The organism is Marinactinospora endophytica (genome assembly GCF_054780875.1).
This window is the reverse complement of sequence record NZ_BAAGVM010000002.1, coordinates 328246-352048: the sequence shown is the minus strand read 5'-3', so window position 1 is coordinate 352048 and position 23803 is coordinate 328246. Positions and strand designations below refer to the sequence as shown.

The 23803-nt window shown below is 71.5% G+C and carries 23 protein-coding genes and 1 tRNA gene; 9 read left to right on the top strand and 15 right to left on the bottom strand.

What is annotated here, in order from left to right; genetic code table 11:
* Positions 1-276: 276 nt before the first annotated feature.
* From ACYVHU_RS05515 to cysS, 3 genes are all read right to left on the bottom strand, one after another.
* Positions 277-349, bottom strand: a tRNA-Thr gene (locus ACYVHU_RS05515).
* Between the two features lie 43 nt (positions 350-392).
* Positions 393-1364 (bottom strand): 23S rRNA (guanosine(2251)-2'-O)-methyltransferase RlmB, encoded by a 972-nt coding sequence (rlmB, locus tag ACYVHU_RS05510; protein WP_078760606.1) that lies wholly within the window; start codon positions 1362-1364, stop codon positions 393-395.
* A 138-nt stretch (positions 1365-1502) separates the two neighbouring features.
* Positions 1503-2906 (bottom strand): cysteine--tRNA ligase, encoded by a 1404-nt coding sequence (gene cysS / locus ACYVHU_RS05505; protein ID WP_498947697.1) that lies wholly within the window; start codon positions 2904-2906, stop codon positions 1503-1505.
* 326 nt (positions 2907-3232) lie between these two features.
* On the opposite strand from cysS, the gene ACYVHU_RS05500 reads away from it, so the two are divergent.
* Positions 3233-4306, top strand: a complete 1074-nt coding sequence (locus ACYVHU_RS05500; RefSeq protein ID WP_235000801.1) for a hypothetical protein — start codon at positions 3233-3235, stop codon at positions 4304-4306.
* A 46-nt stretch (positions 4307-4352) separates the two neighbouring features.
* Here the strand turns inward: ACYVHU_RS05500 and ispF are convergent, their stop codons facing one another.
* The 3 genes from ispF to phoU form a co-directional block, all read right to left on the bottom strand.
* A complete protein-coding gene (ispF, locus tag ACYVHU_RS05495; protein ID WP_200813543.1) occupies positions 4353-4832 on the bottom strand; it encodes a 2-C-methyl-D-erythritol 2,4-cyclodiphosphate synthase in 480 nt (159 codons plus the stop codon).
* Between the two features lie 23 nt (positions 4833-4855).
* Positions 4856-5338, bottom strand: a complete 483-nt coding sequence (locus ACYVHU_RS05490) for a CarD family transcriptional regulator (protein ID WP_078760609.1) — start codon at positions 5336-5338, stop codon at positions 4856-4858.
* A 247-nt stretch (positions 5339-5585) separates the two neighbouring features.
* On the bottom strand, positions 5586-6248 hold the full coding sequence (gene phoU, locus ACYVHU_RS05485) for a phosphate signaling complex protein PhoU (RefSeq protein WP_078760610.1): 663 nt from the start codon (positions 6246-6248) through the stop codon (positions 5586-5588).
* Positions 6249-6385: 137 nt separating this feature from the next.
* Here phoU and ACYVHU_RS05480 point away from each other — a divergent pair, with 137 nt between their 5' ends.
* Together ACYVHU_RS05480 and ACYVHU_RS05475 are read left to right on the top strand one after the other, a co-directional pair.
* On the top strand, positions 6386-7549 hold the full coding sequence (locus ACYVHU_RS05480; RefSeq protein WP_144390022.1) for a sensor histidine kinase: 1164 nt from the start codon (positions 6386-6388) through the stop codon (positions 7547-7549).
* Entirely contained in the window at positions 7546-8235 is a 690-nt protein-coding gene (locus tag ACYVHU_RS05475) for a winged helix-turn-helix domain-containing protein (protein ID WP_078760612.1), read from the top strand. The genes ACYVHU_RS05480 and ACYVHU_RS05475 overlap by 4 nt, the downstream gene beginning before the upstream one ends.
* A gap of 582 nt (positions 8236-8817) precedes the next feature.
* Here the strand turns inward: ACYVHU_RS05475 and ACYVHU_RS05470 are convergent.
* From ACYVHU_RS05470 to ACYVHU_RS05450, 5 genes are all read right to left on the bottom strand, one after another.
* Complete coding sequence (locus tag ACYVHU_RS05470; RefSeq protein WP_078760613.1) at positions 8818-9564, bottom strand: phosphoglyceromutase; 747 nt, start codon at positions 9562-9564, stop codon at positions 8818-8820.
* A 55-nt stretch (positions 9565-9619) separates the two neighbouring features.
* Positions 9620-10159: a type III secretion system chaperone family protein gene (locus ACYVHU_RS05465; protein ID WP_078760614.1), complete on the bottom strand. Its 540-nt coding sequence runs from the start codon at positions 10157-10159 to the stop codon at positions 9620-9622.
* A gap of 9 nt (positions 10160-10168) precedes the next feature.
* Complete coding sequence (mshA, locus tag ACYVHU_RS05460; RefSeq protein WP_432941609.1) at positions 10169-11419, bottom strand: D-inositol-3-phosphate glycosyltransferase; 1251 nt, start codon at positions 11417-11419, stop codon at positions 10169-10171.
* A 336-nt stretch (positions 11420-11755) separates the two neighbouring features.
* The gene (locus ACYVHU_RS05455) at positions 11756-12742 is read right to left on the bottom strand and encodes an alpha/beta hydrolase (RefSeq protein ID WP_078760615.1); all 987 of its coding nucleotides are present in this window, start codon (positions 12740-12742) and stop codon (positions 11756-11758) included.
* Between the two features lie 15 nt (positions 12743-12757).
* Positions 12758-13285: an O-acetyl-ADP-ribose deacetylase gene (locus ACYVHU_RS05450; RefSeq protein ID WP_432938169.1), complete on the bottom strand. Its 528-nt coding sequence runs from the start codon at positions 13283-13285 to the stop codon at positions 12758-12760.
* 246 nt (positions 13286-13531) lie between these two features.
* Between ACYVHU_RS05450 and ACYVHU_RS05445 the strand changes: the two genes are divergently transcribed.
* The 3 genes from ACYVHU_RS05445 to ACYVHU_RS05435 all read left to right on the top strand — a co-directional run bounded on the left by ACYVHU_RS05445 (position 13532) and on the right by ACYVHU_RS05435 (position 15255).
* Complete coding sequence (locus ACYVHU_RS05445) at positions 13532-13894, top strand: BlaI/MecI/CopY family transcriptional regulator (protein ID WP_078760617.1); 363 nt, start codon at positions 13532-13534, stop codon at positions 13892-13894.
* A 4-nt stretch (positions 13895-13898) separates the two neighbouring features.
* Entirely contained in the window at positions 13899-14849 is a 951-nt protein-coding gene (locus tag ACYVHU_RS05440) for a M56 family metallopeptidase (RefSeq protein ID WP_078760618.1), read from the top strand.
* 94 nt (positions 14850-14943) lie between these two features.
* Positions 14944-15255 (top strand): DUF2516 family protein, encoded by a 312-nt coding sequence (locus ACYVHU_RS05435; protein ID WP_078760619.1) that lies wholly within the window; start codon positions 14944-14946, stop codon positions 15253-15255.
* Here ACYVHU_RS05435 and ACYVHU_RS05430 read toward each other — a convergent pair.
* The 3 genes from ACYVHU_RS05430 to ACYVHU_RS05420 form a co-directional block, all read right to left on the bottom strand.
* Positions 15240-17606 carry a hypothetical protein gene (locus tag ACYVHU_RS05430; RefSeq protein WP_498947693.1) on the bottom strand — a complete coding sequence of 789 codons (2367 nt, stop codon included), beginning with the start codon at positions 17604-17606 and terminating at the stop codon, positions 15240-15242. The genes ACYVHU_RS05435 and ACYVHU_RS05430 overlap by 16 nt on opposite strands.
* 105 nt (positions 17607-17711) lie before the next feature.
* Positions 17712-18629, bottom strand: coding sequence for a neutral zinc metallopeptidase (locus tag ACYVHU_RS05425; RefSeq protein WP_078760621.1), 918 nt, complete (start codon positions 18627-18629; stop codon positions 17712-17714).
* Between the two features lie 119 nt (positions 18630-18748).
* Positions 18749-19726, bottom strand: coding sequence for a neutral zinc metallopeptidase (locus tag ACYVHU_RS05420; protein WP_078760622.1), 978 nt, complete (start codon positions 19724-19726; stop codon positions 18749-18751).
* 152 nt (positions 19727-19878) lie between these two features.
* Here ACYVHU_RS05420 and ACYVHU_RS05415 point away from each other — a divergent pair, with 152 nt between their 5' ends.
* The 3 genes from ACYVHU_RS05415 to ACYVHU_RS05405 all read left to right on the top strand — a co-directional run bounded on the left by ACYVHU_RS05415 (position 19879) and on the right by ACYVHU_RS05405 (position 23436).
* Entirely contained in the window at positions 19879-21645 is a 1767-nt protein-coding gene (locus ACYVHU_RS05415) for a DUF2207 domain-containing protein (protein WP_078760623.1), read from the top strand.
* A gap of 14 nt (positions 21646-21659) precedes the next feature.
* The gene (gene dtd, locus ACYVHU_RS05410; protein WP_078760624.1) at positions 21660-22085 is read left to right on the top strand and encodes a D-aminoacyl-tRNA deacylase; all 426 of its coding nucleotides are present in this window, start codon (positions 21660-21662) and stop codon (positions 22083-22085) included.
* A gap of 124 nt (positions 22086-22209) precedes the next feature.
* Positions 22210-23436: an alpha/beta hydrolase family protein gene (locus ACYVHU_RS05405; protein ID WP_498947689.1), complete on the top strand. Its 1227-nt coding sequence runs from the start codon at positions 22210-22212 to the stop codon at positions 23434-23436.
* Here the strand turns inward: ACYVHU_RS05405 and ACYVHU_RS05400 are convergent.
* Positions 23430-23792: a DsrE family protein gene (locus tag ACYVHU_RS05400; protein ID WP_078760626.1), complete on the bottom strand. Its 363-nt coding sequence runs from the start codon at positions 23790-23792 to the stop codon at positions 23430-23432. The genes ACYVHU_RS05405 and ACYVHU_RS05400 overlap by 7 nt on opposite strands.
* Positions 23793-23803: the final 11 nt, after the last annotated feature.

Below are 23803 nucleotides of genomic sequence, written 5' to 3'. Positions count from 1 at the left end.
CTGTCCTCCTCGCCGCTCTCCCCCCACCGAGCGGATACCCGCCCGGAATGGGAACGTCACCCGATTTCCGATCGTGCCGGGACCCGATGACCTCGAAAGGCCCATCCGAAACACGAATCAATGGTCGGATCCGTCCGCTGACGTCACGGGACGCGGAATCGGCAGCCACCCCGTCCGAACACGGAAAGGCGGGCCCGGACTCCCGGACACAGCGGGGAAGAAGGGGGCGAAGACGCCGATGGCCGGCCCCTGAGCGGGGCCGGCCATCGCACCATGAGCCGGCGAGGGGACTTGAACCCCTAACCTGCCGCTTACAAGGCGGCTGCTCTGCCAATTGAGCCACGCCGGCCGGATGCCCGAAGGGCACCCAGACGAATGGTACCGGCTCGTGACTACGCTTCGGACAACCTGCGCCGCGCCACCTCGTACAACGACACCCCGGCCGCGACGGAGGCGTTCAGCGACTCCGCGCCGCTGATCGGGATGCTCGCCACCTCGTCGCACGTCTCGCGGACCAGGCGCGACAGTCCCCTGCCCTCGGAGCCGACCACGATCACCAGCGGCCCCGTCGCCAGTTCCAGGCCGTCCAGCCGGACCTCTCCCTCGGCGTCCAGCCCCACGACGAACAGGCCGGCCTTCTTGTAGGCCTCCAGCGTCCGGGTGAGGTTCGTGGCCTGGGCGACGGGGAGCCGGGCCAGGGTGCCCGCCGACGTCTTCCAGGCCGCCATCGTCACCCCCGCGGCGCGGCGCTCGGGGATCAGCAGGCCATGCGCGCCGAACGCGGCCGCCGAGCGGGCGATCGCCCCCAGGTTGTGCGGGTCGGTGACACCGTCCAGGGCGACGATGAGCGCCGGCGTCTCGTCCTCCAGCACGCGGTCGAGCAGGTCCTCGGGCTCCCAGTAGCGGTAGGCGGGCACCAGCAGCGCCACCCCCTGGTGCGCGGCGCCCGGCTGCCCGTTGCTCTCGCAACGCCGGTCCAGCTCGGGGCGGGTGATCTCCGAGATCTCGATCCCGGCCTCCCCGGCGAGCCGGGCCGCCTCCGTGACCCGCTCGTCGCTGTCGAGGTTGGTGGCCAGGAACAGCCGGTTCGCCGGCATTCCGGCACGCAGCGCCTCGACCACCGGGTTACGGCCGACCAGCAGCTCCGCGCCGCCGGCGCGGCGAGCGCCACGCGGATCGCGGCGGGTCCCGCCGGAGGCGGGCGCGGCGGACTCGTTCTTGCGCTTGGCGGCGCGAGCCCGCTGCTTGTCGTCGTACCAGTGTCTCTTCTCGGCGGGCAGCGTCCCCTTCTTCCCTTCCAGGGAACGTCGCCCCTTGCCGCCACTGCCCTTGGTCGGGCCCTTCTTGCTGTGCTTCGCCGTCATGGGACGCGGTCCTTTCCGTTCGCTCGTGCAGCGCGGGTGCGCGATCGCCGCGCGTGCCTGCGTGCACGCGGCAGAGCCGCGGCCTCCCCGGCCGCGGCCCTCGCTGTCTCGTGATGTTCGTTCCTGGCGGCGCGGCGGCTACCCGCGCTTGAGTTCCCAACGCGGTCCGTGTGGCGTGTCCTCGACCAGGATCCCGGCCGCGCCGAGACGGTCGCGGATCTCGTCGGCCGCGGCGTAGTCCTTACGGGCCCGCGCGGCCTGGCGCTGTTCCAGCGCCACCGTGACCAGGGCGTCGACGACCTCGCGCAGCCCCGTGTCCTCGGATCCGGCCCACTGCTCCGACAGCGGGTCCAGGCCGAGCACGTCGAGCATGGTGCGCAGCCTCGCCGCGATGCCGGCGGCGCGTTCCTTGGCTCCCTCGGCCAGGGCGGAGTTGCCCTCGCGGACGTGGCCGTGGACCACGGCCAGCGCCTGGGACACCCCCAGGTCGTCGTCGAGGGCCAGGGCGAACTCGTCGGGCACCGTGGCGGCCGGCTGGATTCCCCCGGTGACCTCGGCCACCCGGGTGAGGAACCCCTCGATGCGCTGGTAGGCCGCCGCGGCCTCGGCGAGCGCCTCGTCGGAGTAGTCGATGATGGACCGGTAGTGGGCCTGGCCCAGGTAGTAGCGGAGCTCGACCGGGCGGACCTTGCGGACCATCTGCGGGATCAGGAGCGAGTTGCCCAGCGACTTGCTCATCTTCTCGCCGCCCATGGTGAGCAGGCCGTTGTGCAGCCAGTAGCGGGCGAACCCGTCTCCCGCGGCCCGGGACTGGGCGAGCTCGTTCTCGTGGTGGGGGAAGACCAGGTCGAGGCCGCCACCGTGGATGTCGAACGTGTCGCCGAGGTACTTGGTGGCCATGGCCGAGCATTCGAGGTGCCAACCGGGGCGGCCGGGTCCCCAGGGCGTCCGCCAGCTGGGCTCGCCGGGTCGGGCGCCCTTCCACAACGCGAAGTCGCGGGGATCGCGCTTGTCGCGTTCGCCCTCGCTGTCGGCGGCGGCCCGCATCTGATCGATCCGCTGGTTGGAGAGGGAGCCGTAGTCGGGGAAGGAGCGCACGTCGAAGTAGACGTCGCCGGAGCCGTCGGCGGCGGGGTAGGCGTGACCGCGGTCGATCAGCCTGCGCATCAGCTCGATCATCTCGGGCACGTGCCCCGTGGCGCGCGGCTCGACCGTGGGCGGTAGGCAGCCGAGCGTGTCGTAGGCCCAGGTGAAGGCCCGCTGGTTACGTTCGCTGACCTGCCACCACTGGATGTCCTCGGCCTTGGCGACGCGGATGATCTTGTCGTCGATGTCGGTGACGTTGCGGCAGAAGGTGACCTCGTAGCCGCGGTAGGTGAGCCAGCGCCGCAGGATGTCGAAGTTGACCCCCGAACGGATGTGTCCGATGTGCGGCGGCGCCTGCACCGTGGCACCACACAGGTACAGCGAGACACGTCCCTCGTGCAGGGGCGTGAAGTCGCGGACCGTGCGGGCTCGGGTGTCATAGAAGCGCAGACTCACGGTCTCAAGGGTAGCCGTTTCCCCACCCCTCACGGAGGGGTTCGCGACCGACCTCTTCTCCCCGTTCCGCCATCGGCCTCCGTTCCGCCGCCCGGAGGCGGGGATCCTGCCCGGAAACCGGGCGTCCGTAACCAAAGGAGTGTTGTGCGGAAAATCCCGACGTCCTCCGTCCGGGCCTGTCCTCCCCGCCCTTCCCGGACGGTGCAGGCGTCCGCCACCTGCGGGAATCCCGGTCCCCGGTGCTCCGCCACGTCCCCGGGCGACCGTCTCGGCGCGCACCGGTCCCTCGTGCCACCGGGGCCTCCTGGGCTAACCTGCTGCGCACGATGGCCGCTCATACCTCCTCGAAGCCCCCAGCCGACAGGCCCGCAGAGCGCGGGTCCCGCTCCGGCTCCCGCGTCGGCGCCATCGCGCTGGCCGGGATCGCCGTCCTGGTGATCGCCGCGAGCGCCATACTGCTCTCCTACAACGGCATCTACCAGATCGCGCTCCAGGGCAACATCGATCCGCCACTGGCCCACGTCTTCCCCGGTGTGTTCACGCTGTTGCTGCTGGTGGCCTTCTGGACCACCTACCTCCTGCGGGACGCGCCCCGGGCCCAGCGCATCTGGGTCGACCTGTTGATCCTGCTGCTCATCCTGCTGGCGGCGGCCGCCAGCGCGCTGCGCTCGCTGGACTACCGCCTGCTGGAGCCGGTCGCCGTCGTGGTCGTCGCGGGCGCCCCGTGGCTGGCCCTGCTGATCGCGTTCCGGCTGTGGCTGTGGATCATCGCGCACCTCCGCGGCGAGATCCCCGCGCGCGCCCGCGTCGAAGACCCCGTGGCGGAGGACCCCGGCCACCCGGTCAGCTGGGAGGAGGAACCCACCCGGTCCATGGCCCACCCCGGCCGGTCGGTGCGGGTGGCGCCTCCCCACGAGCACACGGGGCCGGCCGGGTCCGATCCGCGCGACAACGACGACACCGTGCCGCTGCCCGTTGTGGAGGAGGGCCCGGAACGGGACACCGCCCCCTCGGTCGACGGGGACCGGACGCGCCCCGCCCCTGGCGGAGCGAGGGGGACGGACGACCTGCCCCGGCGCCGTCCCGGTGGCGACAACCCGATCAAGCGGGCGGCGGACCCGGTCCCCGCGCCCGTTCCCGCCCCGGCGCGCGACGCGGGGACGGCGCCGCCGGTGGACGGCGTGGACGACGGGTTCGTCCCCGACCCGCCGATCGACGATCCGGCGGGCGACGAGTCCTACAGCGAGGGGTCCGACGCCCCGGCCCCCGCCCACCCCCCGACACCGGAGCTGCGCAAGCGGGCGATGGTGCTCAAGCCGCGGCGGACCGTCCCCGAGGGCGTTCCGCCGGAACCCCCGTCAGGGCGGGTGCGCAGCGAGCCCACGCCCCCGGGCGGGTGACGCACGGCGCGGCGGGCGGGGACGGTACCCCGCCCGCGCGCCCGTCTCAGTTCGAATCGTCGGTCCGCACGCACAGCGCGGTGGCGATCGCGGCGATGCCCTCGCCCCGGCCCGTCAACCCCAGGCCGTCGGTCGTGGTGGCCGCCACCGTCACGGGCGCCCCCACCGCCTCGGACAGAACCTTCTCGGCCTCGGCCCTGCGCGGCGCGAACTTCGGCCGGTTGCTGACGATCTGGACGGCGACGTTGCCGATCTCGTAGCCGGCCGCCCGGACCCGCGCCGCGGTCTCGGTGAGCAGGGCGATCCCCGAGGCGCCGTGCCAGGCGGGGTCGGAGGTGCCGAACTGGGCACCGAGGTCGCCCAGCCCGCAGGCCGAGAACAGGGCGTCACAGGCCGCGTGGGCGGCGACATCGCCGTCGGAGTGGCCGCTCACGCCTTCTTCCCCCGGCCAATGCAGTCCGGCGAGGAAAAGGGGGCGACCCGATGTAAATGGGTGGACGTCGGTTCCGACGCCCACCCGTGGCATATTCCGCATCAAGACACTGGTTCTCAGTTGGTCAGAACCTCGTCGAGGAGCGCTTCGGCTTTGTCCTCGTTGGTCTTTTCGGCAAGAGCGAGTTCGCTCACGAGAATCTGTCGAGCCTTGGCCAGCATTCGCTTTTCACCCGCGGAAAGTCCGCGCTCCTTGTCACGCCGCCACAGGTCGCGAACCACCTCGGCGACCTTGTTGACGTCGCCGGAGGCGAGCTTCTCCAGATTGGCCTTGTAGCGCCGTGACCAGTTGGTGGGCTCTTCCGTGTGCGGCGCGCGCAGCACCTCGAAGACCCGGTCCAGGCCCTCTTGGCCAACCACGTCACGAACACCGACATCCTGGGCGTTCTCCGCCGGCACACGCACCGTCAGATCGCCCTTGTCGACCTTCAAAACGAGGTAGGTCTTTTCCTCGCCCTTAATGGTGCGAGTCTCGATAGCCTCAATGCGAGCAGCCCCATGATGGGGGTAGACAACGGTGTCGCCGACCTTGAAAGTCATGTGACAAGTACCCCTTCCGCTACCACAAGGGTACCACGAATCTGTGACTTAACGTACCTATTTGGTTTACGAACGCGCAGGTCAACACCGCTTTCCGCCCCTTGACAAAGCCTACCGCAGGTGCTTGCACACAGACGGGAAAGCACACGCCACGCCCTGCCGGCCGTGGCCGTCGCGACCCGCCGGGACGGCCCGCGCACCCTTTCCCGGGGGCCCGGAACGGCCCGTCGAGGCACGCCGCGACGGATCAGACCTCGGACTCGTAGTCCTTGGGCTTCTTTCCGGTCACCAGGTAGACCAGGTTGTCGGCGACGTGCACCGCGTGGTCGCCGAACCGCTCGTAGAACCGGCCGGCGAGGGTGACGTCCATCGTCGCCTCGACCCCGTGCGACCAGCCCTCGTTGAGGATCCGCTCGAGGAGCTTGCGACGCAGCCGGTCCATCCGGTCGTCGTCCTTGTCGAGCTCCAGCGCCGTCTCCGCGTCGCGGTCCGCGACGACCTCGCCGGCCTTGATGACCAGCAGCTCGGCCTGGTGCCCCATTTCCAGCACGATGGAACGCAGCTCGGTCGGGATGGCGGAGTCGGGGTGGCGGCGGCGGGCGATCTTGGCGATGTGGACCGCGTGGTCCCCCATCCGCTCCAGGTCGCCGGCCATGTGCAGCGCGGTGATGATGGTCCGCAGGTCCTTGGCGACGGGCTGCTGGCGCGCCATCAGGTCGAACGCGCTCTGCTCGATCTCCTCGTCGAGCCGGTTGAGCTCCTCGTCTCCGGAGATCACCTCCTGCGCGGCTGCCAGATCGGCGTCGAGCAACGCGGTGGTCGCGCGGGCGATCGCGTGGCGCGCCAGTCGTGTCATCTCGATGAGCCGGTCGCTGAGGGCGTCGAGGTCCTCGTGGTATGTGTCGCGCATGGTCAAATCGTCCCAGGTGGTAGTTGAATCATTTCAGAATCGATGGTGAACACTGCGGGAACCTCGGTTGTAACACATGGTCACACGGGTAAAGGAGGTCTTCTCCCGCTTACGATCGAAGTGTGCAAGGGGAGCTACTGGCCGCGCTAGCGGGGCTCGTCGGACTCGTGACAGGCGTCGCGGCCGGTCTGGCGTTTCGGATCAGTGAGGCGGGCCGTAACCGTACCCCGGTCCCGGCGCCGCAATCAGAACTTCCGTCGGGCATCGCCGAGGTGCTCGCCGCGCTCCCCTCCTCCGCTGTCGTCCTGGACTCCACCGACCGGGTCCTGCGGGCCAGTTCCGCGGCCCGCGCCTTCGGCATCGTCCGCGGTGAGGAACTCGTCATCGGCGACCTGCTCGCGCTCGCCCGGCAGGTGCGCCGCGACGGCGTCATCCGCGAGACCGAGATCGAGGTGGCGGTCCGCAAGTTCGGCCCCGACTCCACCTCCTTCGCGGTGCGCGTCGCCCCGCTCGGCGGCACGGGGCTCGTGCTGGTGCTGGCCGAGGACCAGACCGAACGCCGGCGGGTCGAGGCCGTGCGCCGCGACTTCGTCGCCAACATCAGCCATGAGCTCAAGACCCCGGTGGGCGCGCTGTCCCTGCTGGCCGAGACCGTGGCCGACGCCAGCGACGACCCCGAGGCCGTACGCCGCTTCACCGCGCGGATGCAGCAGGAGGCCGCCCGGCTGACCAGCGTCATCCAGGACCTCATCACCCTGTCGCGGATCCAGGGCGCCGAGCCCATGTCCGAACCCGACGAGGTCGAGATCGCGTCCGTGGTCGACGAGGCCCTGGACGCCGTTCGGATGGCGGCCGACGCCAAGAAGATCGAGCTGGTCTCCAGCGGCACCGAGGGCATCCGCGTCATGGGGGACGAGGGCCTGCTCGTCACCGCCATGCGCAACCTGGTCGCCAACGCGGTCGCCTACAGTCCTGAGCAGACCCGTGTCTCCGTCACGGCCGACGTCACCGACAAGACGGTGGACATCAGCGTCGCCGATCAGGGCATCGGGATCCCTCCGCAGGATCTCGAACGCATCTTCGAGCGCTTCTACCGTGTGGACGCCGCTCGAAGCCGGTCCACCGGTGGCACCGGTCTGGGCCTGGCCATCGTCAAGCACATCACCACCCACCACCGTGGGGAAGTGAGCGTGTGGAGCAAGGAGGGTTCGGGTTCGACGTTCACCCTGCGTCTGCCCCGGATCGAAACTCGGGAGCCGCAGCGCTCCGGTGAGAACACCTATCGGGAGGCACCACAGTGACGCGTGTACTCGTCGTTGAGGACGAGGAATCCTACAGCGATGCCCTGTCGTACATGCTGCGCAAGGAAGGCTTCGAAGTCGCCGTGGCGCCCACCGGCACGGTCGCCTTGGAGACCTTCGACCGCACCGGGGCCGACCTCGTGCTGCTGGACCTGATGCTTCCGGGGCTGTCGGGCACGGAGGTGTGCCGGACCCTGCGGCAGAAGTCCAACGTCCCGGTCATCATGCTGACGGCCAAGGACAGCGAGATCGACAAGGTCGTCGGCCTGGAGCTGGGCGCCGACGACTACGTGACCAAGCCCTTCTCCTCCCGTGAGCTCGTGGCCCGCATCCGCGCGGTGCTGCGTCGCCGCGGCGAGGACGAGACGCTGCTGCCCACGACCCTGGAGGCCGGTCCGGTCCGGATGGACGTGGAACGGCACGTGGTGACCGTGCGCGGCGAGAACGTCCAGCTCCCGCTCAAGGAGTTCGAGCTGCTGGAGGTGTTGCTGCGCAACGCCGGCCGGGTGCTGACCCGCATGCAGCTCATCGACCGGGTGTGGGGTGCCGACTACGTGGGCGACACCAAGACCCTCGACGTCCACATCAAGCGGCTGCGCGCCAAGATCGAGACCGATCCCGGCAACCCCCGCTTCATCGTGACCGTCCGGGGTCTGGGCTACAAGTTCGAGCCCGTCACCGACTGAGGCCCCCGCGGCCCGGCCGGCTCCCGGCCGGGCCGCCCGCTCCCCGCCCCGAGGCCCCGGCGCTCCACAATCAGGGCCAGAGCCCACTGTTCCGACACGGGGCCACGGCCGCTGCTCTAGGAGCCTGTCCCGGTAGAGTTCACAGGCCGTTTCCCGGCATCACATCCACGGGCACGACCGCCAAGACCGTTTCGCCGACTGACCGCGCCCTCCTTTCCAGCGCCGTCTTGGCCGTCGGGAGGCGGCCAGGCACCATTTCCTCCCTGCGGTGAATATGAGGACCTACACGGGAGCAGGCGCTGTTCTCCACCTACCGTCGAGAAGGCGGTCCCCGGCCGGGTCAGCGGCTTTGGTCAACGACGTGCTCCCCGTGGCCCCTTCGGCTGGCCCGCGCTCGGACACGCCCAGCCGTCAGCCCACCAACGTCACGATCAGGCACTTCCACGTGACGGTGAGGAGCCTCTCCCGAAGACGAGCAGAGGAACACGAAGGCGACCCGCCCGGCTCTGAGGGCTCGTCGACGCCGCGCAGAGGCCCCGGCCCGTGGGAACCACGGACCGGGGCCTTCCTCGTCGATGCCGGCTACTTCTTACCCTGGTTCTTGACGGCCTCGATGGCGGCCTTGGCGGCCTCGGGGTCGAGGTACTCGCCCCCTGCCTTGCGCGGCGTGAAGTCGTCGTTGAGCTCGTAGACCAACGGGATGCCCGTGGGGATGTTCAGGCCCGCGATCGTCTCGTCGTCGATGCCGTCGAGGTGCTTGACCAGCGCGCGCAGCGAGTTGCCGTGCGCGGCGACCAGGACGGTGCGGCCCGCGGCCAGGTCCGGGACGATCGAGTCGTACCAGTAGGGCAGCATGCGGTGGACGACGTCGGCCAGGCACTCGGTACGCGGCATGAGCTCGGGCGGGAGGTCGGCGTAACGCGGGTCGCCGACCTGGGAGTACTCGGCGTCGTCGGCGAGCGGGGGCGGCGGGGTGTCGTAGGAGCGCCGCCAGATCATGAACTGCTCGTCGCCGTACTCCTCGCGCGTCTGGGCCTTGTTCTTGCCCTGGAGCGCGCCGTAGTGACGCTCGTTGAGCCGCCAGGAACGGCGGACCGGCAGCCACAGCAGGTCGGCCTCGTCGAGCGCGATGTTGGCGGTGCGGATGGCCCGCCGCAGCACCGAGGTGTGCACGACATCGGGGCGCAGGTCGGCGTCGAGCAGCAGCCGGCCGCCCTTACGCGCCTCCTCCTCGCCCTTGGTGGACAGGTCGACGTCGACCCAGCCGGTGAACAGACCTTCGGCGTTCCAGACGCTTTCGCCGTGACGCAGCAGAACAAGAGTGCCCATGGGCATCAGCCTAGCGAGTCGGCCCCCGGAGGAGGGCACCGCCCCGAAGATTGGTCTACTCCAATGCGGGCGTCTGGTCGCCCGTCCGCTCCGAGACCGGTTCGCCGAGCAGGTGGCGGAACGCGCGGAGGTTGCGCGGGTTCTCACCCCGCCGGGTCCGCCACTCCCACTCCTTGCGGATGGCCGAGGCGAAGCCGCGCTCCAGCGCCGGATTGAAGTTGTCGTCGGAGTAGGTCAGCACGCAGCCCAGCAGCCGGTCCACCTCCCGGGGCGTGACTCCCCCCAAGGGCAGGCGGCCGGTGATGTAGACGTCACCCACCTCGTCGGCCGCGAACGCGACTCCGTACATGTCGCTGTTCTTGCGCATCAACCACCGGTAGAACTCCGCCTCGTTCTCGTCGGGGCGGCGGCAGAAGAACGTCTTGACCAGCAGGCTGTGCTCCCCGACCCCCAGCCATACCAGGGTCTTGAGCTTGCGCTCGCCCGGCAGCGTCACGACGAAGGCGTCGGGGTCCGGGCGTTCGAACTCCAGCCCCGCCTCGCGCAGCGCGGTCCGGATCGCCTCGATCGCCTGGCTCTGCTCCTGTGATGGCATACGGCTCCGTTACTGGTTGGCGGCGGCGGGCAGCGGCTCGGTGGCCGAGGTGGCGCGGTAGACGTCGAGGAGGCCGTCCACGGTGGCCGACCAGCTCAGACCACGGGCGTGCCCCACCCCCGCGGCGCCGAACCGGTCCCGCCACGCGGGCTCGGTGATCATGCGGTGCAGCACCCGCGCGTAGTCGGCGGGGTCGTGGCCGTCGATCAGCACGCCGGAGACCCCGTCGCGGACGGCGGTGGGCAGGCCGCCGACACGGGCCGCGACGACCGGCGTCGCACACGCCTGCGACTCGACCGCGACGAGCCCGAACGACTCCGAGTGCGAGGGGACGACGGTGGCGGTGGCGGCCCGGTAGTAGTGGACCAGCTCGGCCCGGGTGCGCGGCGGCTCCATGCGGACCAGATCGGCGATGCCGAGCGTGCGGGCGAGTTCGGCCAGGCGGCGCGGCTGCTCCAGGTCGGCCCCCGACAGCCCGCCGACCACGGCGACGACCAGGCGCTCGCGCAGCGCCGGGTCGGTCTCGACCAGCCGCGCCGCCGCGCGCAGCAGCACGTCCGGGGCCTTCAGACGCTGTACCCGGCCCACGAACAACAGCAGCGCGGTGTCGGCCGGCAGCCCCAGGGTGCGCAGCGCGTCAGCGCGCGACCCGGGGGTGAAGACGTCGAGGTCCACGCCGGGCGGGACCGTGCTGACCCGGCCGGGATCGGCGTCGTAGTGGTGGATGAGCTGGGCGGCCTCGTCGGCGGTGTTGGCGACGAGGTGGTCGGCCTGGCGCACCAGCTGGTCCTCGCCCCGGACCCGGGCCTCGGGTTCGGGGACGTCGCCCTCTGCCAGCGCGCTGTTCTTGACCCTGGCCAGCGTGTGCATGGACTGCACGAGGGGGACCCCCCAACGCTGCGCGGCGACGAGCCCGGCGCGGCCCGACAGCCAGTAGTGGCCGTGGACGAGATCGTAGTGCCCGGGGTCGTTGCGCGCCTCGGCGCGCAGCACGCCGAAGACGAAGGGGCACAGGTACCGGGCGAGCGTGTGCTTGTCCAGCGCGCCGAACGGGCCCGCCCCGATGTGGCGGACGGTGACCCCGGGAGCCATCTCGACCTCGGGCGGCTGCTCGGGTCCGGTGGCGCGGGTGAAGACGTCGACGGCCACCCCGCGTTCGGCGAGCCGTTTGGCGACCTCGACGATGTAGACGTTCATGCCGCCGGCGTCGCCGCTGCCGGGCTGGTCCAGCGGGGAGGTGTGCAGGCTGATCGTGGCGATCCTGCGTGGTGCCGCGCTTCCTCCGGGGCCGCCGGCTCCCGTGCCGGCCGCGCCGGGAATCTCTGACAGCACTGGACTTCGCCCTCTTTTCCGTCAACGGTCGCTCACTGCGTGCCACAACGGTCAACAGCCCCGGGTGGCCGCGGTGTTCCCATAATGGATGCGCGACCGTCCGCGCGAGGGCGCGGGGGTGAGGTAACGGGAGGACGCCGCCACCGGAACGGCACGCCGGCGGGGCACGCCGGCGCCGCCCTCCCTTGGGTGGGAGAGCGATCTCACGTCGCCGGTCCGGTCAGATGTCCCGTCCCCGGGCGCGGCGGCCCGGCGCCCAGGCGGTCAGGCGGGCTGCTCGGACCACCCTTCCACGAGGAAGTCGACGACCTGGGGATAGGTGGTGATCCAGGTCGAGTAGTCGTGGCCGCCCACGGGAAAGGCCGTCTCCACGGTCATGTCGCGCCGCTCCAGCAGTTTCGCGAAGCGCGCGGCCTCGCCGTGGATCGTGCCCTTCTGCAACGGCGTGTAGTCGTCGGTGCCCTCGACCAGGAAGAAGCGGATGTCACGTACCTCGGGGTCGTCCAGGAGCAGGTCGGGGGCGTGGGCCTCGGGGTCGTCACCGAAGGTGCCGGCGGGGTCGTCGACCTTGAAGTAGCCGCCCCAGCTGACCGACTGGGAGTACAGGTCGGGGTGGCGCAACGCGAGCGCGGCGGCACCGTACCCGCCCATCGAGTAGCCCGTGATGGCGCGCAGGCTCCGAGGACGGCGGTTGTCGCCCTCGACGGCCTCGATCGCCTTCCCCGTCACGAAGCTCTCGATGGCGAAGTCCCCGTTGACGGAGTCACCCCATTCGGTGTCGCTGCCGTTGACCTCCTGACCGAAGGGCGCCGCGATCACGAACTGGACGCCGACACGGCACATCTGCTCGTCCATCAGGGGGCCGACGTTGGTGTCGCGGACCGTCTGGTGGGTCCCGGTGGAGCCGTGCAGGAGGTACATCACCGGCAGGTCGGCGCTGTCCTCGCCGGGAGGACGCCGGATCCAGATGGGCCGGCCCTGGCTGGGCGCCCCCTTGTCGGGGATGTGGACGATCTCGTCGCGGCCGGGTTCGTGGCAGACGGGGACGTCGCCGGGGCGTGGTTCGACGGTCGCCTCGCCGCCCCCGGGCTCGACGAAGGCGGTGGCGCGTGGAGGGGCCTCCTGGCGTGCCGCGGTGACCGGGACCGGCCCCGCCTCCTCGGCCCGGAAGGCGGCGAGCATTCCCGCCGCGGACACGACGAGTGACGATGCGACGAGCACCGTGGTCCTACGCGAGAGCGTCGCGAACACAGCAGTTTCCTAAGGTCAGAGCTGGCGCGTCCCTGTTCCGGCGATCACGCGGGCGAACGCGGCATACACCGGGTCGGTGAAGAGGACGAAGCGAACCTCACCCACTGTAGTCGAGGCGTCTCGCACGGCGTGGACCGCGACACGCGCCGCGTCCAACGGCGGCCAGCGGTAGACCCCGGTCGAGACAGCGGGGAAGGCGACCGTGCGCGCCCCCAGTTCGTCGGCGACGCGCAGCGAGGAGAGGTAGCAGGAGGCGAGCAGCTGTGACCGGTCCTGCGTGGTGCTGTAGACCGGGCCGACCGTGTGGATCACCCAGTCGGCGGCGAGGTCTCCGGCCGTGGTGGCCACCGCCTGCCCGACCGGCAGGCCCGCGCCGTAGCGGGAGGCCCGCAGCTCGCGGCAGGCGGCGAGGATGGCCGGACCCCCTTTGCGGTGGATGGCGCCGTCCACGCCGCCCCCGCCCAGCAGGGAGGAGTTGGCGGCGTTGACCACCGCGTCGACACGCTGCTCGGTGATGTCGCCCTTGAGGATCTCGATTCGCATGGCCGACAACGTAGCCGGGGCGTCGCCTTCCGTCACGGCCACGGCGCGCGTCCCCCGGGAGCCGTTCGCGAGAGGTCCGTGGAGGAGACCCCGGCACGTGAGGTACCGCACCGGGTGTTCGGCGCCCCCTCCGGCCCGTCCCGCACCATGCCGTCCTCGAGGCCCGATATCCCGCGCCCCAGGGGAATCCGAAACTCACCCGGGGGTGCGACAGCGCGTAGTACTACCCTCGGTAGACTGTGATGTATGAATCGGCTCGGTGACCTTGAACGCGCGGTGATGGATGTACTGTGGGAACGAATCGAGCCAATGACGGTTCGTGAGGTGGGGCGCGCGCTCTCCGACCGCGACCTCGCCCACACGACCGTCATGACGGTGCTTGATCGGCTAGCCAAGAAGGGTGTGGTGGAACGCACCCGCGAAGGGCGCGCGTGGCGTTACCGTCCGGCCGCCAGCCGGGAGAATTACGTCTCCGAGCTCATGTTCGACGCACTGGGACAGACCGGTGACCCGGACGCAGCGCTGGCCGCATTCGTACGCTCGATGAGCGGGACGGAAGCCGAAGCGCTTCGCCGCGCGCTCGCGGAAATCGACCAGCCGAGGACGTAGCCCTATGGTCAGTGCCGCACTGCTCGCCACCATCGCCGTTGGCTGTCTGTTCGCGGCGGCACGCCTTCGCCGGGCCTCTTGGCCTCTACGCGGCCCCCACGTGGCCGTCGTCGCCTGGCAGGCCCTCGGGCTGGCCTGGGGCATCTCCACCATCGGCGCGCTTCTCGCGTTCGGGCTCGCCCCCTACGAACAGGGGGTCTTCGGGGGGCTCTCCGCGCTGGCCGTCGACGCGGCCACCCACGGCCTGTACCTGTCCGGGCTCGCCGAGACCCCGTTCGGTGCCACGCAGGTGGTCGCCATCGTGGCCGCCGTCGCCCTGACCCTGTTGCTGTTCTGGGGGCTGAGCACCTCCTTCCTGCACGTGCTGCGCACCCGCAGGCGCCACCGCGACCTGCTCAGCCTGGTCGCGCGCGACGACCCGGACGTTCCGGGCGCCCGCATCCTGGACCACCCCGCGGCCGCGGCCTACTGCCTGCCCGGCGTGCTCAACTCCCAGATCGTCATCAGCGCGGGGGCGCTCGCTGTCCTGGACCGCAGCGAGCTCGCCGCCGTCCTCGCCCACGAGCACGCCCACCTGCGCCAGCGGCACGATCTGGTGCTGCTGCCGTTCTCGTCGCTGAAGCGCGCCTTCCCCCGGGTCGGCCTCATGGTCGGCTACTACAACGCCGTCGCCCTGCTCATCGAGATGTGCGCCGACGACGAGGCCCGGCGCGAGCACTCCCCCAAGGAGCTCGCGATGGCGCTGCTGCGGTTCGGGACCGCCGGCACCGCGCCGGTTCCCGCCGGCGCGTTGGCCGCGGCGGCGGCCCACACCGACCAGCCCGAGGTCGTCACCCGCGTGTCGCGGCTGCTCAACCCGGTCGCCCAGCTCTCGCGGGGGGCCACCGTGGCGGTGCTCGCCTCGGCCGTCACCCTGATGACCACGACCGTGGGGCTGTGGCACCTGCCGATGTGACACCCCGCTCATCCGGGCACGTTCTGTGCCCCTCGGGCGTTTACTGTGGAGAACACCCACCCGTCCACGTACACGCAAAGGTTCGGTGCTCGCTGTGGTCGCCCTGTCGTTCTTCTCGCTGCTGTGGAAGGTCATCTACCTGGCGATCTTCGTGACCACCCTGTACGCCCTGGTCGAGGCCGTCCGGACCCCCGCTCAGGCCTTCCCCGCCATGGACAAGCAGACCAAGGGGCTGTGGGTGGGTCTGCTCGGCGCGGGAACGCTGCTGTCGCTGAGCGCGGTGCTCGGTTACGGCGCCTTCCTGACCATCCTCTCGTTGATCGTCTCGCTGATCTACCTGCTGGACGTGCGTCCGGCGGTGAAGAGCATCGGCCGTCCGGGCGACGGCCCCTACGGTCCCTGGTAGGGCTCCAGCGTCTCCTCCCCCGTCGTGGCGTCCTCCTCGCCCACGTCCCTTTCCTCTCCCGCCCGCTCGGACGCGTCGGATCCCGGCCGCGTCCCGGCCAGCCGGCGCGCCGCGGCGGCGACCGCGTCCCGGTAGGCGGGGTCGCCGGTGTAGTCGGAGTGTCCGAGGACCCTCGGGTACAGCGCCTCGCCGCCGCGCCGCTCGTAGTGCCGCGGGTCGGGCAGCGGCTCGGCGAACCCCACGTCGCCCCGGTCGGTCGGGATCGGCCCGCCCACCGCGTCGGTGGCCCGCCACAGGTTGCGCCAGCCCGCCACCCTCCCGCGCAGCTCTCCCAGCGCCTCCGGACCGAAGTAGGCCGGGAAGTACCGTCCGTACAGGCGGTACAACGGGGAGCCGTGGGTGATCAGCACCACCCGGTCCCTGCACCGGCCGGGAAGCTGCCAGACGGCCGCCGCGGCGAGCACCGACCCCTGCGAGTGTCCCGAGACCACCACCCCCGTGCCGTCGGCCGTCAGGCCGGCGATCCGGGTCGCGAGCTGGGGCACCGCGCGTTCGGCGTAGGAGGGCGGGGCGAGCGGGTGCGCGGCCCTGGGCCAGAAGGTCCCGATGTCCCACAGCACGCCGACCGCCTGCCGGGTGGGCCGGTCCCGGTAGGCGCTGCGCCCCAGCCACATCAACGCGAGAAGGAAGGCGCCGCCCAGCCACGCCCCGATCCCGACCATCGCCGCGACGGTGGCGTTGGCCCATCCGGGCGCGTCGACCACCGCCACCGGTGAGACGAACCCGCCCCACCCCCCGCCGGCCCCGTCACCGGTGAGCCGTCCGGTCAGGGCCGCGTACAGCGCCAGGGCGGCCAACGCCACGACCGGCAGCAGGAGCGCCCCCAGACAGGCCGGCAGCACCTCGGTGAGCGAACCGAGGGCACGGGCCCGCGCGATGTCGCGGGTCCGCGCCGCCGTGGTGGAGCGCTGGTAGCGTCCGGCGACGGCCTCCCGCTCGGCCCGCGCGCGCCCGCGCAACAGCAGCCACACGACGCCCGCCGTTCCCAGCGCGATGACCGCCTCCAGGGTGAACGCCATCTGCAACCAGGCGTAGACGTCCGGCGGGCGCAACGCCATGCAACCGGCCCTCTCGGCCCCCTGGTAGTGGCAGCCCCCCAGCCACCCGGCCGACTGGTGGACCAGCGCGGCGGAGAACACCCCGCCGAGGACGACCCCCGTGGCCGCGACCGAAGGGCCGGCCAGGCCCCCCATCGCGGTCTCGGCGTGGGCGCGCCCACGCCGGTACTGGATGACGGCGGTCACCGCGAGCAGCGCGCCCACCAGGCATTGCGCCGCGAGCAGGAGATCGAGCAGGACCGTGTGCCCGGGCAGCGTCCCCGTCGCCGTCCACCCGGGGCGGGGCCACAGCGCGTATCCCACGGCGAGCGCGAGCAGCAGGGTCGAGACGTTGCGCAACGCGCGGCAGAGGCGGGCGGTCACGTGGTTGACCGTGCGGGCGGTGGTGGGGACGAACAGGCTCACCGTGGAGACCGCCGCGGTCGCGGCGATCAGGCCGACCAGGACGGTTCCGGCCGGCGCCGCCCCGGACGCGCGGTCATGGGTCAACGGCGGAACGGCCAGCGACAGCGCGATCGTGGCGAGGGCGACCGCGATGTGCGCCGACCGCAGCCGCCCCACGGCGGCGCCGTTGTGCCAGAACCTCGGGTCGCTGAGGGGGGCGTCCGCGTCCCGGGACGTGCGCATCGTCGCCGAGACCACCTCGTATTCGACGCCGGTGCGCCGCGACAGCCTCCACAGCACCGCGACGACCAGCAGGGGAAGAAGCGCGCCCACCGTCAGCGAACGGCCCGGGGTCGCCAACGGCGCGCCCGGCTCGGACAGAAAGCCCAGCCAGGGACGTAGTCGGGCGCACGCGCTGCCGTGCCCGGCGCACTGCCAGCCGACCAGATCCATGCCGACGCCGGCGGCGGCGAGGGTGAGCAGGACGGTCAGGCTCAACGCGAGCAGCCGCACGAGCACGTCGTAACCGTGTTCCACGGCCCGATGCGTCAGGGCGCGGTCGTCCCCCGTGCCGCGCGGTCCCATCCAGTAGGCGACGTTGACGAGCATGAACGGCAGGAGCAGCAGCCACAGCGCGCGGGAGGAGCGGCCCGAGGTCAGGTTGCCCCACGCGAACGCCTCGCGGGTCACCCCCGGGACGGTCTCGGCGTCGGCCGCGCTACGTCGGCGGTAGAAGCCGGCGAGGTCGTCTCCCGATACCGGGCCCGCCGGCTGGACCTCCAGCAGCTCCTCGGCGGAGGCCCCGCTGACTCCGTGGATCCTCAGTTCCACCGTGCTTTCGTCGGGCATGGCCGGATCCTCCCAGGACCGGCGACGCGGGCACAATGGGGAGTGACCCGGTTCCCGGGAGTCACCCCCGCGCACAGCGGCCGGGGACCTTCCTCCCTCCGGGCGCTACTGCACGGTCTCCTCGGCGGCCTCCCAGGTGTTGCACGCGCCGGGGTCCTGCTCCTCCAGACCGTGCTCCATCCACAGCACGCTGTTGTCGGCGGAACCGTGGGTGCGCTCTTCGGCTGAGCTGCCCTCGCGATCGGCGGTGGCCGCCGCGTCGGCGAGGATGACCTCGCGGTCGGCCGCGGAGATGGGGTAGGTGACGCTGACGGCGCCGAGGAAGGCTCCGGCCAGACAGTTGGCCTGCAACTCACTGCGCCGGGTCCAGGCGTTCTGCCGGGCCCGGTCCGGCTCCAGCCTGCGCTGCTCGTGGTAGTACTCCAGCAGTCCGGACTCGCCCTGGACGTGGTGGGCGTACTCGTGCGCCAGCAGGGAGGCGTAGACGACGCTGTCGTCGGCTCCGTTCCACTTGGCGACGACGTCGGAGGTGCCGATGTAGATGCCCTTGCTGGCCCGGCAGTAGAAGGCGCCGGCCGTGGAGGGGTAGTCACGGCAGGGGCTGGTGCCCGGCGTCTCCCAGAACACGCGTGAGGGCGGTTCGAAGGAGATCCCCGCCTTGGCGAACTGGGTCTGCCACGTCTTGTCCAGGCAGTCGGCGACGACGTTCAAGAACCCCTCCATCGATTCGGGGTCGTCCACGTCGGGGACCGGGACGGGGCAGGGCAGGGGGGCGAGCCGGCCGGTCGCGTACAGCGGGTTGTCGACGAGCGCGGCCTTGCCAGAAGGGCGCTGGACGGCGGTCAGGCCCCCCGAGGGGGAGAGGCGTCCCTCTCCCGACGCGGCCGTCCGCGGCTCGGGTTCGCCGGGAGCCGGCGAGGCCGCGGCGACCCCCGCGGCCTCGTGCCGGGGAGGCTCACCGGTGGCCGTGCTCCACACGAGCACGACCAGGGCGGCCATGGCCGCCGCGACCGCCGACCACATGCCCGGACCGCCGACACGCGGGCGCGCGGAAGGGGGTGACCGTCGTCCCCCGTCATCCCGCAGATCCGGTTCCACGCCCCTGTGCCCGCCCCTCGTCGGCTACTTCGGCGCCGATCCGCTCACTGGACCAGCTCCTCTCCGGCCTCCCAGGTGTTACAGGCTGCCGGATCCCTGCGGTCCATCCCATGAGCCGTCCACATCCGGCCGTTGTCGGGGGAACCGTGGGTGCGCCCGGCTGCTCCGTAATCGCCCCGGAGTTCGGCGTCTTCGAGGATATGCGCCTGTTCCCGTGCTCCCAGGGGGAAGCTGTCGTCGACCGTGCCGAGGAAGACGCCGCCCAGGCAGTTGGCCTGCAACTCGCTGCGCCGGGTCCAGGCGTCGCGTTCGGCCTCGGTGTCCGCGGCGCCGCGCACGGCGTGGAAGTGGTCGAGGATCCCGGCCTCGCCCTGGACGTGGTGGGCGTACTCGTGGCTGAGCAGGAAGGTGTAGGCCGCGGGACGCCTGCTGTCGGCCGAGTTGTCCACGATGTCCTCGACCCCCAGGTAGAGGCCCTTGTTGGCCTGGCAGTAGAACGCCGCGGCGCCCTCCACCGGGTAGGTGCCGCACGGACTCTGGCCGGAGGTGTACCAGTAGATCCGGTTGGGCGGTTCGAAGGGCATCCTCGAATCACCGAACTGCGCCGTCCAGGCCTCGTCGAGGCAGTCGGTCACGGTGTGCAGGAACGTCTCCATGGACGCGGCGTCGTCGGGGTCGAGCTCGGGTGCCGGGCACTCCACCTCGACCAGCTCACCCCCCTCGTAGAGACGGTTGTCGGTGAGGGCGTTTCGGCCCACACGCCTGACACCGTCCTCCTCCCGGCCGAGGTCCGCGCTGGTCCCCGGCAGACCCGCGGCCCCCTGCTCGGTCCCGTCCTCGTCGAAGAGCCCCGCGACGGTGACGAATCCGGCCAGCCCCACCGCGGCGAACCCGGTCAGGAGGACCCCCGTCACTCCGATGTCCAGCCGGCGTCGCGGCCGTCGCGCATAGGACGGCGGCCCGTACCCGGCGCCGGTGTCGTCGTCGGCCGTACCGGAAACGCGGCTACGCCATCGCGCCATGGTCTCCGTCCCACCTCCTGGTTGCCTCTCCCCCACATCGGGGCAATCGTTTCAGGGCCGACCTTTCGATTATGACGGCTATGCCAGGTCCACCACGTCGCCGTTCCCCGTCGTCACCGGCCCCGCTCCGGCAACGGCTAAGCTCTCTCGCCATGTGGTGGGATCGATTCGCGCGCCCGGCCGCCGCCACGGTGGCCGGCCTCGCGCTGTTGGGGTTGGCTCCCACCGGGGCATGGGCGCAGAGCGGCGACACCGCGCCGCAGACGCACGCGGGCGTCCCCGGCTCCGCCACGGGAAGTAGCAGGACCACCAACGAGATCGACCTCCTCCTCGACGCCGAGGGGGTGCTCCACGCCGAGGAGCGCATCTCCTTCGGGGGCGCCGCGCCCGAGCGGTTCACCCGGACTTTCGTGACCCGGGAACCCTACGACACCGACCACGACCGGATCTACGAGGTCACCGGCCTCACCGCGACCAGCGCCGACGGCCGCGCCACCGAGGTGACGCTGGCCCACGGGGAGACGACGCTGGAAGCCACCGTCGAGCCCTCCGGCGCCGATGAGATCATCCTCTCCTACCAGGTCCGCGGTACGACCAGTGAGATCGGCGAGCGGGTCGAGATGGAGTGGGCGGCGGTCGGCGGTTACAGCCTCCCGGTGGAGGAGACCACGGTGACCGTGGACGCCGGTCTCCCCCCGCTCGCGCTGTCGTGCGCCGCCGGCGAACCGCGTAGTTCGATCTACTGCACCTCCTCCGACATGGGCGGGCACCAGGCGCTGATCGCCCGGTTCGTCCAGGCCGACCTCGACGTCGGTCAGACGTTGAGCATCGTGGTGGGCTACCCGTCCGGCGTGGCCCCCGGCGAACCGATCCTGGACCGGACCTGGTCGCTCACCTCCGCGTTCTCGATCACGCCGGTGACCTCGGCGGTGTTCGGCGTGGTGCTGCTCGTGCTGGTGGGCGGGCTGATCGTGCTCATCCGGACCCGCGGGCGCGACGAACGGGCCCTGCGCACCGAGGCCGCCGCTGGTGACAACGCCCCCCTGCTGAGCGGCGACGAGGGGCCGATCGGCTTCCGGCCGCCCGACGGGGTCCACCCCGGTCAGATCGGGACGCTCATCGACGAGCAGGCCGACGTCGTCGACATCACCGCGACCGTCGTGGACCTGGCGGTACGCGGCCACCTCGTCATCGAGGAGCTGCCGCACGAGCACTTCACCTCGGTCGACTGGCGGCTGGTGCGCGCCCCGGAGCCGGAGGACGACGAGGAGCTGCTGCGCTACGAGCGGCTGCTGCTGGACGCGCTGTTCCACAACCGCGACGCGGTACGCCTGTCGGAGCTGGGGGACAGCTTCGCGACCCGGCTGGCCGGTGTGCGCGAGGAGCTGTACCGCGACATGGTCCGGTTGAAGTGGTTCGCCCGGCGTCCCAACCTGGAGCGCAACCGCTGGACCACCACCGGCATCGCGCTGACGGCGTTCGGTGTGATCCTGACGGTGCTGCTGGCGGTTTACACCCATGCCGCGTTCACCGGGCTGGCCGTGGTCATCGCGGGCGCGGCCGTGACGGTGGGAGCGCAGTACATGCCGGCGAAGACGAAGCTGGGCAGCGCGGTGTTCGCGCACACCCTCGGTTTCCGCGCCTACCTGCACCGGGCCGACGCCGACGACGTCCCGCCCAGCCGGCGGGTCCCGTTGTTCTCGCGTTACCTGCCCTACGCGATCATCTTCGACAACGTCGAACGCTGGGCGCAGATCCTGGCGACCGCGGGCTCGGCCGAACTGGACGGCGACCGGCTGCCCTGGTACCACGGTCCCGCGGAGTGGCAGCTCGACGACTTCGCCGACTCCATCAAGACCTTCACACTGACGCTGTCGGGGGTCATCTCCAACACCCGGCAGTTCCGGACTCTGAGTTAGACGGGGAACAGAGGATGCGAGCGGTCGCACAACGGGTGAGCCACGCCTCGGTCACGGTCGGCGGTGAGGTGGTCGGTTCCATCACCGGGCCCGGCCTGCTGGCGTTGGTCGGGGTGACCCACGACGACACCCCGGCCCAGGCGGCCAAACTGGCGGCCAAGCTGTGGACGCTGCGGATCCTGCCGGAGGAGAAGTCGTGTTCCGACATCGGCGGACCGCTCCTCGTCGTCAGCCAGTTCACCCTCTACGGCAACGCGCGCAAAGGGCGCCGCCCCACCTGGCAGGACGCGGCTCCCGGTCCGGTCGCGGAGCCGTTGGTGGAGGCGGTCGTCAAGGAGCTGCGCGCCCTGGGCGCGCACGTCGAGACCGGTGTCTTCGGCGCCGACATGTCGGTCTCGCTGACCAACGAGGGGCCGTTCACCGTCATCGTGGACGTCTGACAGGCCCATCAGCGCCGATCCCTCGTCCGTCAACCCCGGATCCCCCCTTTCGCCCGTGGTGGCGGCGGCCTCCGCCTCCCTAGGCTCGGCCGCACCACGACGGACGACATCGCGAGGGAGTGGAATGGGCGGATCATCGGGACGGCGCGGTTCACGGCACAGGGTGCTGCGTCTCCTCCTGGCCGGCGGTGTCATGGCGTTGTCGCTGTCGGCGGGGACCGGCGCGGCCACCGCCTCCCCCCACGGGGGGCATCCCACCGTGGCGCTGCCGCCCGCCACCGGGCCGCATCCCATCGGCACCACGACCCTGCACCTGGTGGACGGGGACCGGACCGACCTGTGGGATCCGGACGCCGGGGTGCGGGAGATGATGGTGACCCTGTGGTACCCCGCGCGGGCCGAGACCGGCCGCAGGGCGCCCTACATGTCCCCGGAGGAGTCCGCCGCGGCGATCGGCGCGCAGGGGCTCGACATCCCCCTCGACGCCCTCTCCTCCATCGGCACCAACGCGTTCGTGGACGCTCCCGTCGCCGGCGCGCCCCGCAGCGCGCCCCTGGTCGTCCTCTCCCCGGGCGCGGGGTTCGGGCGGGCCTGGCTGACGGTCCTCGCCGAGGGGCTGGCCGGTAACGGCTTCGTCGTCGCGGGCGTCGACCACGCCCACGAGGCCACCGGCGTCGCCTTCCCCGGTGGACGTCTCCTGGACTGCCTGGCCTGCGGACAGGACCGCTGGGCCGAGGCCTCCCTCAACCGGGCCGCCGACATCGGGCACGTCCTGGACTCGCTGACCGGCCGAGGGGCGCCGTGGTCGGGTTCCTATGTGATCGACCCTCGCAGGATCGGCGTGGCCGGGCACTCGGCCGGCGGGTCGGCCGTGGCCGAGGTGCTCCGTTCGGATCCCCGGGTGGACGCCGGGATCGGCTTTGACGCCCCCGTCTTCCCACCGGCCCTGGACGAGGGGACCGATCGTCCACTGGCGATGGTGACCAGCGACCTGTCTCCCCCGTTGTTCCACGACTCCCAGGAACAGCTGTGGCCCCGCCTCGGCGGCTGGCGCCAGTGGCTGCGGCTGACGGACTCGGGGCACTCGTCCGTCACCGACCAGGGCTACCTGATCGACCGGCTCGGTCTGCGCGACCGGCTACCGGCCGAGACGATGGCGCGGCAGTTCGGCTCCCTGCCCACCGACCAGGGTCTGGGCGTCCTGCGGGACTACGCCACCGCGTACTTCACCCACCACCTGCGTGGCGAGCGGCAGGAGCTGGTCGTGGACCCGCCGTCGGTGCACCCCGGGCTCCAGGTGGTCGAGGCGGCGGATCCGGAGCCGACCGTGGCCGACGGCCGGCCTCAGTAGACGAGCGCCTGGACCCCCTCGGCGGTGACCTCGGCGACGAACGTCGCCGCTCCCGAGATGCGCACCCCTTCCACCAGGTCGGCCTCGGTGAGGCCGCGCCGGGCCGCGCACTGGGTGCAGACCGTGACCCGCCCGGCCGCCAGGACGGCGTCGAGGAGGTCGTTCAACGGGGCGGCGTGGGGGAGCGAGAACTCCGCGGCCCGGCCAGGGACCGCCAACCAGCTCGCCTCTCCGGTCAACCACAGGGAGATCTCGACACCGCTCGCCGCCGCCGCGGCGGCGACGGTGAACGCCTGGTTGCAGCGTTCCGGGGCGTCCTCGCCGGAGGTGGCCTTGATCACCAGAGCGCGACTCATGCCGACCAGGG